The organism is Sagittula sp. (assembly GCF_052825245.1).
The window spans coordinates 54,888-70,209 of record NZ_JBRBWD010000032.1 but is presented as its reverse complement, the minus strand read 5'-3'; the positions used below and the strand labels follow the sequence as shown (position 1 = coordinate 70,209).

Below are 15,322 nucleotides of genomic sequence, written 5' to 3'. Positions count from 1 at the left end.
CAGCGCGGCATGTGATACGAGCGCGCAACTTTGTGACGGTATCAGCGGTGTTTGCGACATTTCCTGACCCAAGCGTCAGGCCATGAAGGAGGAGTGGACCATGAGCACGACGGGACACATGCGGGCCAGAACGCCCGAGGACATTCGCATGGCGAAAGGTGGTACGCCGCTGGTGAGCCTCACGGCCTATACCACGCCAATGGCACAGTTGATGGACGAGCACGTGGATTTCGTGCTGGTCGGCGATTCCGTCGGCATGGTCCTGCACGGTCTGGAATCGACGCTGGGCGTGACCATGGAAATGATGATCCTGCACGGCCAGGCGGTGCGGCGCGGGTTGTCGAAGGCGATGATGGTGGTGGACATGCCCTTCGGATCCTACGAGGAATCGAAGGAACAGGCCTTCCGCAACGCCGCGCGCATCATGCGCGAGACGGGCGCCCCGGCGGTCAAGCTGGAAGGCGGCGTGGACATGGCCGAGACGATCTCTTTCCTGACCGCGCGCGGCATCCCGGTGATGGCGCACATCGGCCTGACGCCGCAGTCGATCCACACGCTGGGCGGCTACAAGGTGCAGGGCCGGGGTGCTGCGGCGGGCAAGCTGCTGGCGGACGCCCGGGCAGTCGAAAACGCCGGTGCGTTTGCCGTGGTGCTCGAAAAGGTGCCGCAGCGGCTGGCGGACGCGGTGACGGCGCAGGTGTCGATCCCCACCATTGGCATCGGCGCGTCGGCGGGATGCGACGGTCAGATCCTCGTGGTCGACGACATGCTGGGCCTTTTCACCGCCTTCAAGCCGAAGTTCGTGAAACGGTACGCCACCCTTGGCGCCGACGGGTCCGAGGCGATTGCGGCCTACGCCGAAGACGTGCGCGCCCGTCGCTTTCCGGCGGCAGAGCACGTCTTCTCCGACGTGGAACCCGCGGCTTGAGCTTCATGGTCAACGGGCCGGAGATCGTCAGGGCGCGCGACGACCTGCGCGCGCGGGTCGACGCATGGCACGCGGACGGCGCCGTTGTCGGCGTCCTGCCGACCATGGGCGCGCTGCACGACGGCCACCTGTCGCTGGTCGAGGCGGCAAAGCGCGACTGCGACCGGGTGATCGTCACGCTGTTCGTGAACCCGAGGCAGTTCAACAGCGCCTCGGACCTTGCGACCTACCCGCGCACGGAAGAAAGCGACGCGACGAAACTGGCACCGTTCGGGGTGGACGCCCTTTATGCCCCGTCGGTGAACGAGATCTATCCGGCGGGGTTCTGCACGACCGTTTCGGTGACCGGCCTGACGGACGTGCTGTGCGGCGCGCACCGGCCCGGACACTTCGACGGCGTCGCGACGGTGGTGACAAAGCTCTTCACGCAGACGAAGGCGGACCGCGCCTACTTCGGGCAGAAAGACTACCAGCAGTTGCAGGTCGTGCGCCGCATGGCGACGGATCTCGACCTCGAAGTGACGATCGTGGGTTGCCCGACGGTTCGGGAAACCGACGGGCTGGCGATGTCGTCGCGGAACCTGAAGCTGACGGACGAAGGTCGGGCAGCCGCACCTGCGCTGGCGCGGGAAATGCGGGCAATGGCCCTGCAACTGCGGCGCGGCGAACCGCTGGACGCGCTGCGGGGCGCGGCGGTGGAACGTCTGGAAGGCGCAGGGTTCGAAAAGGTGGAATACCTCGAACTGCGCGGGGCCGAGGACCTCGAACTGCTGGAGCGCGCAGTGGGACCCGCCCGGCTGTTTGCTGCCGCCTGGCTCGACGGGGTCCGCCTGATCGACAATATCGAGGTGTGACGGGACGGGGGCGGACGCTGTTTGCCCGTGCCGGGCAAAGGCGCCCCGCCCACCGTCCCGCAGGCCGCACCTTATCGGCGTCAGGGCAGGCGGATGCGCGGTGCCTCTCCCAGCGGAATGATCCCCAGCGACACCTCGCCGCCGGAGAGTGTCAGAGGCAGGTCGATGGTGTCCTGTCGTCCGTTCAGCCCGGCCGCCAGCGTCAGGCCGCGGATCAGCGTCTCGGCCAGCGCCTCAGGCAGGTCGCCGCTGTCGCGCGCGCTGTCGAGCAGGCTGCGCCAGTTCTCCGCCCGGAGCGTCATCCTGCCGTCCGGCCGCCCGAGGCTGTCGATCTCGACCCGCCCGGCCAGCTGAAGATCGAGATCGTTCAGGCGGTACTCGGCCTTCGCGAGGTCGATGGATGCGGGTTGCGGGCGCGGCCCGGCCAACGACCCCAGCGTCCACGGGCGGTCGAAGACAAACCGCCCCTCGATGTCTAGGCCGTTGGATCGGCCGCGGCTCAGCGCGCCCTGCGGCGTGGCGACCGCGCCTGCCCCGAGGGCGAGCCTGTAGCCGGTGTCCTGCCCCGCGATCCGGTGGAAGTTCGCAAGCACGGCGGCCAGCGCGATGTCGGCACCGTCGCGGGTGATGTTCAACGTCTCCGCCTCGGCGTTGAGACGCAGGAGCGTGCCGTCCGCTTCCGTCACCAGCGACGCCCGCAGCCCGTCCGAGGTCACCTCGTGCGTGGTGCCGCCGCTGCCGAAAACCTGCCGGTCCGGGAAAGCCACGATCACGTGGCCGGGCTTGTAGCTGAGCCCGAGGATCTGGAGGAACGGCGCCTCCCACGACAGGCCGCTTTCCGGGTCGGCGAGGCGCGGCTGCGTGATCGTCACGTCGAGCCGGCTGGGGAAGCCGCGCACCCGAAGCGCGTCGTACTCCGCCACCCAGCCTTCGGCGCGGCGGGCGTCGAACCAGTCCCGTATCTCGCCGCGCAGACCATGCGCCTGCACGCCCCAGTACGCGCCCCAAAGGACAGCCGCGCCGATCAGAACCAACAGGTAGCGTTTCACCGCGCCCCCCTTTTCATTGCCCGAGAGCCGTGTTTACAGAGACACCGTTTACAGGCTGTGACCTGTCGCGCAAAGGGCCGCGAACATCCGCGGCGGAAGGGAAGGACAATGACGCTCTGGGTCTTCGGCTATGCTTCGCTGCTCTGGAACCCCGGCTTCGAGGTCGCCGAGCAGGTGCAGGGCCGTCTGCACGGCTACGCCCGCAGCTTCTGCATGTACTCGATCCACCACCGCGGCACCGAGGAGAACCCCGGGCTGGTCCTTGCGCTGGACGCGCAGGAGGGCGCGTTTTGCGACGGCATGTGCCTGCGTGCGGCCCCCGGGACCGAAGAGGCGACCCTCGATTACCTGCGCGAACGCGAACTGATCTCCTCCGCCTACCTGGAAAAACGCCTGCCGGTGGCGCTGTCTGACGGGCGCAGGGTCGAGGCGGTGTCCTACGTCATCGACCCGCACCACGTGCAGTACTGCCGCCTGCCGCTCGAGGAGCAGGCCCGCATCATCGCGCGGGCCACAGGCGGCCGGGGGCCGAACACCGAATACCTTTACAACACCGCGCAGCATCTGGACGAAATCGGCGTGCCCGATGCCGACCTGCACTGGCTGACCGAGCAGGTGAAGGCGCTCACCGCGGGCTGATGCCGCGCAGGGGTGTGTCAGGATGCAACATTTTCCCGCTGTCGGGAGCGCAGCGGTATACCCCGCTTCATGACTTCTTGGCGAAACCTGCGTAAACCCTTAAGTATGAAGCAGTAACACAAGGTGACGACAGTCCAGATGGACATTTCCGACCGCGAGGCAGAGCCGCATTTCAGCCAGCCAATCCGCCAGGTGATCCTCATGCTGGCCGCACTCGGCTTGTCTGGCGTAGGTGCCGTCCTTGCCGCGCCGAGCGTGCTGCCGGTCTTCGAGTCGAACCCCTACCTGAACGGCTTCATCCTGATCGTCTTTGTCGTGGGTGTCTTCGCCTGCTTCTGGCAGGTCTGGAGCCTGATGGTCTCTGTCCGCTGGATCGAGGAATTCACCGCCTCCGGCACCACGGAAAGCCGTCCGCCGACCCTGCTGGCGCCGCTGGCCGCGCTGCTGGGCGGGCGCCGCGACCGGCGGATGCAGATCAACACCACTTCGACACGGTCGATCCTCGACTCCGTCGCCACACGGATCGACGAACTGCGGGAGATCACCCGCTACATCGTCTCCCTGCTGATCTTCCTGGGCCTCCTCGGTACCTTCTACGGTCTGGCCACCACCGTTCCCGCGCTGGTCGATACCATCCGAAGCCTCGCCCCGCAGGAAGGGGAGGAGGGCGTCGCCGTCTTCTCTCGCCTGATGAGCGGCCTTGAATCGCAGCTGGGCGGCATGGGCGTGGCCTTTGCCTCGTCGCTCCTGGGTCTGGCCTGTTCGCTGATCGTGGGCCTGCTCGAACTCTTCGCCGGCCACGGGCAGAACCGCTTCTACCGAGAGCTGGAGGAATGGCTGTCCTCCATCACCAAACTCGGCTTCTCCTCCGACACCGAAGGCCCGGACCTTGGCGCCGCCGGGATCGTGCTGGACCGCATGGCTGAACAGATGGGCCAGTTGCAGGATCTCTTTGCGGAGTCCGAGCGGGGCCGGTCGGAGGTCGACACCCGGCTATCGCAACTGGCGGATTCCATCGAGCGCCTGACCGAACGGATCGAGGCGACAGCCCCTTCGGCCACCTCGCTCGCGCGTATCGCGGAAGGGCAGGAACTGCTGGCAGAGGCGATCCGCGCAAAGGAAAGCAGCGAAGGTCTGGATGCCGAAAGCCGGATGCGGCTGCGGTCGATCGACGTGCAGATGCTGCGCATCCTCGAAGAAATCAGCGCCGGACGGCAGGAAAGCATGGCCGAACTGCGCACCGACATTGCGGCGCTCGGCCGCGCCATGGGAACATCGCGCAACACCCGGCCCCGGGGGGAATAGCCATGTCCCCGGCCCCTAGCAGGAGCGGATAGATGTCGCTGTCACGACGGACAGGCGCACGCTTTCAGGCGAACATCTGGCCCGGTTTCGTGGATGCCATGACCGGGCTCCTGCTGGTGCTGACCTTCGTCCTGTCGATCTTCATGGTCATCCAGTTCGTGCTGAACGAAACGATCAGCGGACAGGAAAGCGAACTCGACAACCTTTCCACCGAACTCTCCGCGCTGGCGCAGGCGCTTGGCGTGGCAGAACGCAGGAATGCCGAACTGACCAGCAACCTCGGCGACCTCGAGGCGACGCTGTCCAGTCGTGACACCCAGCTCGACGAGGCCCAGAGCATCATCACCGCGCTGACCGCAACGCGGGACCGTCAGGCGGAGCAGCTTGAGACCGCCTCCAGCCGTATTTCCGATTTCGAGGCGCAGGTTGCCGCGCTGATCCTGGAACGCGACAACGCCCAGTCCCGCGTGATCGACCTGACTCAGGCGCGTGACGACCTGACGGCCGAGCGCAACGCCCTGACCGCCGCCCGCGATGCGCTGGTGGAGGAGCGGGATGCCCTGACGGCCGAACGGGACGCGCTGTCGGGCGAACGCGACGAACTGTCCGCCGCGCTTGGCTCCGCCCGCACGCAACTGGATGCCCAGCAGGAGGCCGCGGCCCTCGCCGCCCGCCGCCGCGAGGCACTCGAGGCGCTGATTGCCGACCTTCGGGCGAGGAATACCGAGGCGGAAGCCAAGGTGGGCAGTCTGACGGCGCAAGTCGGAGACCTTGAGCAGGCGCTGACAGAGGAAGAGGCCGAGAGGCTTGCGGAGGCGGAGGCCGCCAAGGCCCTGCGCGCCCGGCTCGAGAACGCCGATGCAGAGCTGACCTCGATGACGCTGGCGCTGGAAAAGGCGCGGTCCGAGGCGGAAGAGACGCTGACCCTGCTGGCTGCCGCCCGTTCGGCAGAGGCCGACCTGAACGCCCGCCTTGCCGCCGCGCTGCTGGATGGCGAGGAATCGGCAAGCGCGCTTCAGACCCGGATCGAAGAGCTGGAGGCCCGGCTGGACGACGCCCGCAGCGCCGGAGAACAGACCGACGAGCGGCTGGCCCGGCTGCGCGACGACCTGATCTCGGAACAGGAGGCCCGCCGCGCGGCAGAGGAGAGCCTTGCCGAGGAACAGCGCCGCCGCAACGAGACTGAGCGCGACTTGGCCGGGCTGCAGGCCGATGCCGACACGCGCGCGACGCAGATGTCGGACCTGTCGGCGAAACTCGCTGCGGCGCTGGCCCGGCTGTCAGAAGCGGAAGCGCGGGAGGCCGAGATCGCAACGCTGCGCGACCGCAACGCGGCGCTTGTGTCCCAGCTGTCGACCGCACAGGGGGCCGCCGCTGACCGTGCCGCCGAACGCGACGCGGCAGAGGCGCAGCGCGCCGAACTGGACCGCAGTCTTGAAGAGGTGCGGCGCGAACTTGTGGCGGCGCATGACGATCTAGAACGCCTGCGGGCAGAGGCCGAGGGGCTGAATGCCCGCATCGCGGCCATGCAGTCGCAGGATACGACGCAGACGTCGCGGATCGAGGATCTGCGCGGGCGGGTCGCCCAGACGCAGGCACAACTAGACGCTGCGCTGCAACGCGTCGAAGACCGCGGAAGGCGGATCGAAGGGCTGGAAGCGGAGAACCGCAGCCTCGTCGCCCGGCTGGCGGAAGTCGGCGGCACGGCCGAGGAACGCGACGCGGAAGTCGAGTCGCTGCGCGCCAGCCGCACCCGGCTGGAGAACGATCTGCAGGTGGCGTTGGCGCGTGCCGAAGCGCGCGATCTGGAGATTTCCGAACTGCGCCAGTCGCTGGCAGAGGCCGAGGCCCGCGCCGCCCAGCAGGGTGACGATGCCCGCTCGCTCGAGGAAAAGCTGGCGGCGGCGCTTGCCGAACGGATGACGGCCCAGACCACCGCCGAGGAAACCCGGGATCGCCTTGCCGCCGCGCTGGCCCGCCAACGCGAGGCTGAACAGGCGCTTGATGCGCAGCTCGACGAGGCAGAGGAGCGTCAGTTGCTGCTCAGCCAGGCGCGGGACGAACTGGCACAGACCCGCGAGCGCGCCAGCCAGTCGCAACTGAAGGTCGAGGCGCTGAACCGCAACGTCGCCGAGCTGCGCAAGCAACTGGGCGAACTGCAGGCGCTGCTGGACGATGCGAAGGCACGTGACGCGGCCTCGGAGGTGCAGCTGCAGAACCTCGGGTCCGAGCTGAACGCGGCTCTGGCCCGGGTCGCGCAGGAAGAACGAAGGCGGCGGGTCCTGGAAGAGGAAGAGCGCAAGCGGCTGGAGGCCGAGAAGAAGGATCTGGAAGCATACCGCTCCGAGTTCTTCGGGCGCCTTCGGCAGGTCGTGGCGGATCGGGACGACATCCGCATCGAAGGCGACCGCTTTGTCTTCTCGTCGGAGGTGCTGTTCGAGCAGGGCTCTGCCGACCTGTCCCCGCTGGGCCGCCGCGAGATCGCCAAGGTGTCGAACATCCTGCGTACACTGGCGCGGGACATCCCCGAGGAGATCGACTGGATCATCCGGGTCGACGGACACACCGACAACGTGCCTGTGCGCGGCAGCGCCGAGTTCGAGGACAACTGGGACCTGAGCCAGGCCCGGGCGCGCGCCGTGGTTAAGGACATGATCGACAATTACGGCATCCCGCCCAACCGCCTTGCCGCGAACGGTTTCGGGGAATACCAGCCGGTCAATCCCGCGGACACGGCAGAGGCCCGCGCGCAGAACCGCCGGATCGAGCTGAAACTGACTGAGAAGTAAGGCTCAGCGCACCGTCACATGGGCAAAGCGATGGGCGATGACCTTGCCTGCGCGGGTCAGCAGCGCCTCGCCGAGGTATTCGCCCGGCGGCCAGCCTTCGGGCGGGGCCTGCTTGCCGGCAGCGCGCATGATGCTGACCTGCGGCGCCTTCAGCACGCTCTCGCGGCGAAAGATCTCTCTGCCGTCAGGGCCCGTGGCGAAGAGCGTGAGAAGGTCGCCATGCTCTGCATGACCGGCGTGGGCGTAGACCACCAGAGGTGTGCCGGGCGTGCCTTGGGCCAGCCGGGCGCTTCCGTCGCGCACGGCGTCGAACTCCGGCACACGGTCGGAAAAGCCCGCCGTGATCAGCCCGGTCTTCGTGTAGGGCAGATCGACGGCCCAGAGGCTGCCCTCCGTCGCGCCGCAGGTGCCTGTCCCATCTGGGCGGAAGGGGTCGATCACATTGCCCGCGCGCAGGACCTGGAAATGCAGGTGCGGGTGGTTGGTCTGGCCGGACAGGCCGACCATGCCCAGGGCTGTGCCGGTCTCGACGGGGGTTCCCGGCTGGATATGCACGGAGCCTTCCCTGAGGTGGCAGTACATCGTCTGGAAGTCGTCGCCGTGATCCACCAGAACGGCGTTGCCGCAGGCATTCTGGGATGTCACGCCGCGCATCAGCCGGTCGTCGGCCATGCCGTCGCGGACGCGCAGGACCGTGCCCGGCGCCGCGGCGCGCACCGTGACACCGCTGTCTATGGCGCCGAAGTCGAGCAGGGCGATGTCGGTGCCCTTGTGCCCGTCACGGCTGTTGATGCCGCAGGCGTAGTCCTGCTGCCGGCCCGGTTCGGGGGCGTTGTCGACGTAGTCCTCGATGAAGCAGGTCGTGCCGATCTCGCAGTCGAGCGGCAGGGCGAGCTGCGTCTGGGCGCCCGCAGTCTGGGCGAAGGCGTGGCAGGCGAGGAAGATCAGGGAAAACAAGCGCATGTCGGTCCGTGCGGCGGGTCGGGCGCTCGTCGCCTTCGGCAACATCGCCCCGCCCGCCGTCCCGTGAGGCCGCTTGGCAGGCGCATGTGAAAAGGGCGCCCGAAGGCGCCCTCTTTGCGATCAGTCCGCGGTCAGCAGCGGTGGCTTCTTGGAGCCGAGGCGCGGCTTGTCCGGCCCGTCCAGTTTCAGCACCAGTTCGCCGTCCTTGACCGACACCTTCACGATGCCGCCCTTGGTGAGCTTGCCGAACAGCAGCTCCTCGGCCAGCGGTTTCTTGATGTGCTCCTGGATGACGCGGCCCAGAGGACGCGCGCCCATCTTGTCGTCGTAGCCCTTGTCCGCCAGCCATTCGGCGGCGGGGCGGGTCAGTTCGATGGTCACGTTGCGGTCCATGAGCTGCGCTTCGAGCTGCAGCACGAACTTCTCGACCACGGCGAGGATGGTTTCCTTCGGCAGCGGCGCGAAGCTGATGACCGCGTCCAGACGGTTGCGGAACTCCGGTGTGAAAGTCCGCTCGATCGCGGCGGTGTCCTCGCCCTCACGGCGGTCGCGACCGAAGCCGATGGCCGCCTTGGCCTGTTCCGCGGCGCCCGCGTTGGAGGTCATGATCAGGATCACGTTCCGGAAATCCACCGACCGGCCGTTGTGGTCGGTCAGCGTGCCGTGGTCCATCACCTGCAGCAGGATGTTGAACACATCCGGGTGCGCCTTCTCGATCTCGTCGAGCAGCAGCACGCAGTGCGGGTGCTGGTCCACGCCATCCGTCAGCTGGCCACCCTGATCGAAACCGACATAGCCAGGAGGCGCGCCGATCAGGCGGGAGACCGCGTGCTTCTCCATGTACTCCGACATGTCGAAGCGCAGCAGTTCGACACCCAGCGTGGACGCCAGTTGCTTTGCCACTTCGGTCTTGCCGACGCCGGTCGGACCCGCGAAGAGGTAGTTGCCGATCGGCTTCTCCGGTTCGCGCAGACCCGCCCGGGCCAGCTTGATCGCGGAGGACAGGGCGGCAATCGCCGCATCCTGACCGAAGACGACCCGCTTCAGCGTCGCTTCGAGATCCTTCAGCACCTCTGCGTCGTCCTTCGACACGTTCTTGGGAGGGATGCGGGCGATCTTTGCCACGACTTCCTCGATCTCCTTGGTTCCAATGGACTTCCGGCGCTTCGACGCGGCGACGAGGTGCTGGGCCGCGCCCGCTTCGTCGATCACGTCGATGGCCTTGTCCGGCAGCTTGCGGTCGTTGATATAGCGCGCCGAAAGCTCGACGGCGGTCTTGATCGCGTCGCCGGTGTACCTGATGGCATGGTGCTCCTCGAAGTAGGGCTTCAGGCCCTTGAGGATCTTGATCGTGTCTTCGACCGAAGGTTCGTTCACGTCGATCTTCTGGAACCGGCGCGACAGGGCGCGGTCCTTTTCGAAGTGCTGACGGAACTCCTTGTAGGTGGTCGATCCCATGGTGCGCAGCTTGCCGCCCTGAAGCGCAGGCTTCAGCAGGTTAGATGCGTCCATGGCGCCGCCGGACGTTGCGCCGGCGCCGATCACGGTGTGGATCTCGTCGATGAAGAGCACGGCGTCGGGGTGATCCTCGAGTTCCTGGACGACCGCTTTCAGCCGCTCCTCGAAGTCGCCTCGGTAGCGGGTGCCCGCCAGCAACGCGCCCATGTCGAGCGAGTAGATCGTGGCCTCGGACAGGACCTCCGGCACTTCGCCCGCGACGATCTTGCGGGCGAGACCCTCGGCGATGGCGGTCTTGCCGACGCCCGGGTCGCCCACCAGAAGCGGGTTGTTCTTGCGGCGGCGGCACAGCACCTGGATGCAGCGCTCCACCTCTTGGTCGCGTCCGATCAGCGGGTCGATGTCACCGATCTCCGCCTTGGCGTTCAGGTCGACGCAATATTTGCCGAGCGCCGACTCCTTGTCGTTGGCGGGTGCTGCGCTTTCGGTCTGGGCGGCCTCTTCCTCTGCCTCGGTTGCGCCCTGCACGGGACGCGATTCGCCGTAGGCGGGGTTCTTCGCCACGCCATGCGCGATGAAGTTCACCGCGTCGTAGCGCGTCATGTCTTGCTCCTGCAGGAAATAGGCGGCATTCGACTCACGTTCCGCGAAGATCGCGACCAGCACGTTGGCACCCGTCACCTCCGTCCGGCCGGACGACTGGACGTGGATCGCGGCGCGCTGGATGACGCGCTGGAAGGCGGCCGTGGGAACGGCCTCCGACCCCTCGATGTCGGTCACGAGGTTGGAAAGATCGTCGTCGATGAACTCCACCAGAGTGGTGCGCAACTCCTCCGTATCGACGGAGCAGGCTTTCATCACCCGCGATGCGTCAGGTTCGTCGATCAGCGCCAGCAGCAGATGCTCCAGCGTGGCGAATTCGTGGCTTCGCGAGTTCGCCAGCGCCAGCGCGGAGTGTATGGCCTGCTCAAGGGTGTTCGAGAATGAAGGCACTTGGTGCTCCTCTTGTCTGCGCTGTCCGTACTCGGGTCCAGCATTGCCCCGTTAAGTTAAAGTTTGGTCGATTAGTGACTGTCTTCAAGTTTTTTCTTTTCACGCATCTGTCACATGGCACGCTTGACAACAGGTCTGCCGAACCCTTCATCGTCGCGAACCCGGTTAACGGGTGTGGGTCCGCGAAAATCGCGTCAGAACTTGTCCTTGCGTGCGCGGATCTCGGTGAAGACCTCCAGGTCGGAGGCGTCCTCCATGCCGAGTGCCTTCTTGACCGACGCCTGGCCGGCCCGCAGGAACGGGTTTGTCTGGAGTTCAACATAAAGCGGCACCTGAGCGGTTGGCTGTCCCCGACCGCGGGCCACGGTGATCATCTGTGCTCGTGATATAAGTCCCGGGTTGTCCGGTTCAATGGTCTTGGCGAAGGCGGCGTTGCTCTCTCCGTACTCGTGGCCGGAACAGACGATGGTCTGCGGGTCGAGCGCGGCAAGCGTCGAGAGGCTGTCCCACATCATCTCGGGCGTGCCTTCGAAGATCCGTCCGCAGCCCATCACCATGAGGCTGTCGGCGCTGAACAGGCACTTTGCCTCCGGATAGTGGTAGGCCACATGCCCCAGCGTATGGCCGGGAACCGGGATCACCTCGCACAGTCCGTCGTCGGTGCCGCCGGAAAACCCCGGCTCCAGCGCCATGTCGAGCTCGGGGAGCTTGTCCTTCTCTGCCGCGGGGCCCATGACCTTGCAGCCGTACTTCTCGCGCAACTCGTCCACGCCGCCGACATGGTCGTGGTGGTGGTGCGTGATCATGATGACGTCGGGCTTCCAGCCGCGATGCTCCAAGACATTGATCAGCGGCTTGGCTTCGGGCGCGTCGATCAGCGCGATCCCGTCCGGACCCTTGACGATGTAGGCGTAATTGTCCTTGAGGCAGGGGACGGTCACAATGTCCAGTGGCATGGCGTTTCCTTGAATGCTTTGTAAGATGCCCTCAGAGTGACCCATCCGGCCCGACTTCTCAACTGGAGACACCATGCACCTGGACGTGCAGGCGTTGCGCGATTTCTACTACCGAAGTGCGCTGGGGCGCGCGGCGCAGAAGATCCTGCGGGCGGAAGTGCTGCGCGGCTGGTCCCCCGAGGACGTGCACGGCCAGACGGTCGCGGGCTACGGTTTTGCCGTGCCGATGCTGCGCCCCTACCTGAAGGAGGCGCGACGGGTCGTGGCGCTGATGCCCGCGCCACAGGGCGTGATGCCCTGGCCTGCCGGTCTGCCCAACGTGTCTGTGCTGTCGGAAGAGGTGTCCTGGCCGCTGGAGACAGGGCATGTGGACCGCCTGATCCTGATGCACGGGCTCGAGACCTCGGAACGGCCGTCCGACCTGCTGGACGAGGCGTACCGCGTGCTCGGCCCCGGCGGTCGCGCCCTGTTCATCCTGCCCAACCGCTCCGGTCTCTGGGCACGGGCGGACTGGACGCCGTTCGGCTACGGGCGGCCCTATTCCATCGGCCAGCTCGAAACGCAGCTCAAGCGGCATGACTTCGTTCCCGAGCGGCATGTTTCCGTGCTGTACCAGCCGCCGTCGGCGCGCCGCTTCTGGATGAAGACCGGCCCGTTCTGGGAGCGGCTGGGGCGGCTGATCCCGTTCACCGCCGGGGGCGTCATGATCGTCGAAGCCTCCAAGCGGCACCCGCCGACGCGCGCCGGACTTGGGCAGAAGAAGCGGGTGCCGAACCCGCTGGAGGTCCTTTCGCCGAAGCCGGGCAAGGTCGCCGGGCCGGTCTGAGGTTTGAGTGTCCTGACCGGGGAAAGGGCGGTCGGGCCGGGGTGGGCTGTGCTCGACAGGAGCGGCGTCAGATACCGGAAAGTCTCATGATCGGGTGTGCGTGATACCCAAAACGCATTCGGCGTGCGACTGATTGCGTAAACATCGGTCACCGAGAAACAGGGTTCGCAACGGCACCTGTCCCGTGCCAAGCTGTTGCCAGTGCCGGGAATCGTCGCCAAATGCACGAAAAAGTGCGCTTTTCCTGCACGAAGTTTGGGCACGAAAGGTCGCACTTCGGGCAACCGACTGAAAAGTATGGGTTTAGCGCCCACGTTAAATCTCTCTAAGGATGTTGCGAGGTGGGGGAGGCTCTGCTACATCCGCCGCGATTTACTTGCCTTGACGAAAAATCAGGGTTCCAGGAGCCTCCGGACGCCCCGCCAGACGGCGGGCGCGTGACGGAGGCCGAAAATCGGAAGGGTGGACGTGTCTGACAGCTCGATTTCCTCCGGCATCGCCGAGCGCTATGCCACCGCCGTCTTCGAGATCGTGAAGGAGAACAACAATCTCCCGCGTCTCGAAGAGAACCTCAACGACCTGACCGCTGCGCTGGACGACAGCGCCGACCTGCGTGAACTGCTGGTCAATCCGGTGTATTCGCGCCAGGAGCAGGAGAATGCGATTTCTGCCGTGGCCGAAGCCATGGGCATGATCCCGGCGATGAAGAACGTTTTGGGCCTGATGGCCCGGAAACGCCGCCTGTTCGTCGTGCCCGCCATGATCAGGCGCCTGCGCGAGATGATCGCGGAGCACAAAGGCGAAGTCACCGCAGAGGTGACCTCTGCCGTGGCGCTGACCGACGAGCAGTCCGCAAACCTCGCCGCCACGCTGAAGGAAAAGGTCGGCAAGGACGTCAAGATCAGTACCACCGTGGATGAAAGCCTCATCGGCGGTCTTATCGTCAAGGTGGGCTCGAAGATGATCGACACCTCGATCCGCTCGAAGCTCAACTCCCTCCAGAATGCAATGAAAGAGGTCGGATAAATGGGTATCCAAGCAGCAGAGATTTCTGCGATCCTGAAGGACCAGATCAAGAACTTCGGCCAGGATGCCGAAGTTGCCGAAGTGGGTCGCGTGCTGAGCGTTGGGGACGGTATCGCCCGTGTCCACGGCCTCGACAACGTGCAGGCCGGCGAGATGGTCGAGTTCCCGGGTGGCATCATGGGCATGGCCCTGAACCTCGAAACCGACAACGTCGGTATCGTGATCTTCGGCTCCGACCGGGACATCAAGGAAGGCGACACCGTCAAGCGCACGAACTCCATTGTGGACGTTCCCGCCGGTGAAGGCCTGCTGGGCCGCGTTGTCGACGGCCTCGGCAACCCGCTCGACGGCAAGGGCGCCGTCCAGTTCGAAGAGCGTCGCATCGCCGACGTGAAGGCGCCGGGCATCATCCCGCGCAAATCCGTGCACGAGCCCATGGCGACCGGCCTGAAGGCCGTCGACGCCATGATCCCGATCGGCCGCGGCCAGCGCGAGCTGATCATCGGCGACCGTCAGACCGGCAAGACCGCCGTGGCACTGGACGCCATCCTGAACCAGAAGTCGTACAACGACGCGGCCAAGGACGACTCCGACAAGCTGTACTGCATCTACGTCGCCATCGGTCAGAAGCGCTCCACCGTGGCGCAGCTGGTGAAGAAGCTCGAGGAAACCGGCGCGATCGACTACACGATCGTCGTGGCCGCCACCGCGTCCGACCCGGCGCCGATGCAGTTCCTCGCACCGTACTCCGCCACCGCGATGGCCGAATACTTCCGCGACAACGGCAAGCACGCACTCATCATCTACGATGACCTGTCCAAGCAGGCCGTGTCCTACCGCCAGATGTCCCTGCTGCTGCGCCGCCCGCCGGGCCGCGAAGCTTACCCGGGCGACGTTTTCTACCTCCACTCGCGCCTGCTGGAGCGTTCGGCAAAGCTGAACGAGGACAACGGTGCCGGCTCGCTGACTGCGCTGCCGATCATCGAAACCCAGGGCGGCGACGTGTCGGCCTTCATTCCGACCAACGTGATCTCGATCACCGACGGCCAGATCTTCCTCGAGACCGAACTGTTCTACCAGGGCATCCGCCCGGCCGTGAACACCGGTCTGTCGGTTTCGCGTGTGGGCTCCTCCGCGCAGACCAACTCGATGAAGTCCGTCGCGGGCCCGATCAAGCTGTCGCTTGCGCAGTACCGTGAAATGGCCGCCTTCGCCCAGTTCGGTTCCGACCTCGACGCCGCGACCCAGCGCCTGCTGAACCGTGGTGCGCGTCTGACCGAACTGATGAAGCAACCGCAATACTCGCCGCTGACCAACGCCGAAATCGTCGTCGTCATCTGCGCCGGTACGCTGGGCTACCTCGACAAGGTTGCCGTGTCCGACGTGGGCCGCTTCGAGAAGGGTCTGCTGCAGCACGTCCGGGGCAAGCACTCCGACCTGCTGGACTGGATCACCAACGAAGATCCGAAGATCAAGGGTGACGCAGAAGCCAGAATCAAGGCGGTTCTCGACGAATACGCAGCGGACTTCTCGTAA

At 66.1% G+C, this 15,322-nt stretch carries 12 protein-coding genes; 8 read left to right on the top strand and 4 right to left on the bottom strand.

All coding sequences use genetic code 11. From position 1 onward, the window contains the following. Positions 1 to 100: 100 nt before the first annotated feature. Positions 101 to 928 (top strand): 3-methyl-2-oxobutanoate hydroxymethyltransferase, encoded by an 828-nt coding sequence (gene panB / locus ACU0DV_RS11340; RefSeq protein ID WP_446242707.1) that lies wholly within the window; start codon positions 101 to 103, stop codon positions 926 to 928. Between the two features lie 5 nt (positions 929 to 933). Continuing rightward, complete coding sequence (gene panC, locus ACU0DV_RS11335) at positions 934 to 1,782, top strand: pantoate--beta-alanine ligase (protein ID WP_446242809.1); 849 nt, start codon at positions 934 to 936, stop codon at positions 1,780 to 1,782. 80 nt (positions 1,783 to 1,862) lie between these two features. Here panC and ACU0DV_RS11330 read toward each other — a convergent pair whose 3' ends face one another. Further along, positions 1,863 to 2,831, bottom strand: a complete 969-nt coding sequence (locus ACU0DV_RS11330; protein ID WP_446242708.1) for a DUF2125 domain-containing protein — start codon at positions 2,829 to 2,831, stop codon at positions 1,863 to 1,865. 108 nt (positions 2,832 to 2,939) lie between these two features. On the opposite strand from ACU0DV_RS11330, the gene ACU0DV_RS11325 reads away from it, so the two are divergent. The 3 genes from ACU0DV_RS11325 (at position 2,940) to ACU0DV_RS11315 (ending at position 7,564) form a co-directional block, all read left to right on the top strand. Next, positions 2,940 to 3,470, top strand: a complete 531-nt coding sequence (locus ACU0DV_RS11325; protein ID WP_446242709.1) for a gamma-glutamylcyclotransferase — start codon at positions 2,940 to 2,942, stop codon at positions 3,468 to 3,470. 138 nt (positions 3,471 to 3,608) lie between these two features. After that, positions 3,609 to 4,775 (top strand): biopolymer transporter ExbB, encoded by a 1,167-nt coding sequence (locus ACU0DV_RS11320; protein ID WP_446242810.1) that lies wholly within the window; start codon positions 3,609 to 3,611, stop codon positions 4,773 to 4,775. 32 nt (positions 4,776 to 4,807) lie between these two features. Further along, positions 4,808 to 7,564 (top strand): peptidoglycan -binding protein, encoded by a 2,757-nt coding sequence (locus ACU0DV_RS11315; protein ID WP_446242710.1) that lies wholly within the window; start codon positions 4,808 to 4,810, stop codon positions 7,562 to 7,564. A 3-nt stretch (positions 7,565 to 7,567) separates the two neighbouring features. Here ACU0DV_RS11315 and ACU0DV_RS11310 read toward each other — a convergent pair whose 3' ends face one another. The 3 genes from ACU0DV_RS11310 to gloB form a co-directional block, all read right to left on the bottom strand. Beyond that, complete coding sequence (locus tag ACU0DV_RS11310; protein ID WP_446242711.1) at positions 7,568 to 8,527, bottom strand: M23 family metallopeptidase; 960 nt, start codon at positions 8,525 to 8,527, stop codon at positions 7,568 to 7,570. 120 nt (positions 8,528 to 8,647) lie between these two features. Next, the gene (gene clpA / locus ACU0DV_RS11305; protein WP_100929139.1) at positions 8,648 to 10,978 is read right to left on the bottom strand and encodes an ATP-dependent Clp protease ATP-binding subunit ClpA; all 2,331 of its coding nucleotides are present in this window, start codon (positions 10,976 to 10,978) and stop codon (positions 8,648 to 8,650) included. A gap of 194 nt (positions 10,979 to 11,172) precedes the next feature. Further along, positions 11,173 to 11,934 (bottom strand): hydroxyacylglutathione hydrolase, encoded by a 762-nt coding sequence (gene gloB / locus ACU0DV_RS11300; RefSeq protein WP_100929140.1) that lies wholly within the window; start codon positions 11,932 to 11,934, stop codon positions 11,173 to 11,175. 73 nt (positions 11,935 to 12,007) lie between these two features. Here gloB and ACU0DV_RS11295 point away from each other — a divergent pair, with 73 nt between their 5' ends. The 3 genes from ACU0DV_RS11295 to atpA all read left to right on the top strand — a co-directional run bounded on the left by ACU0DV_RS11295 (position 12,008) and on the right by atpA (position 15,322). After that, complete coding sequence (locus ACU0DV_RS11295) at positions 12,008 to 12,760, top strand: class I SAM-dependent methyltransferase (RefSeq protein ID WP_100929141.1); 753 nt, start codon at positions 12,008 to 12,010, stop codon at positions 12,758 to 12,760. Between the two features lie 462 nt (positions 12,761 to 13,222). Further along, complete coding sequence (locus ACU0DV_RS11290; RefSeq protein WP_283981282.1) at positions 13,223 to 13,786, top strand: F0F1 ATP synthase subunit delta; 564 nt, start codon at positions 13,223 to 13,225, stop codon at positions 13,784 to 13,786. Continuing rightward, positions 13,787 to 15,322 (top strand): F0F1 ATP synthase subunit alpha, encoded by a 1,536-nt coding sequence (atpA, locus tag ACU0DV_RS11285; RefSeq protein ID WP_100929143.1) that lies wholly within the window; start codon positions 13,787 to 13,789, stop codon positions 15,320 to 15,322.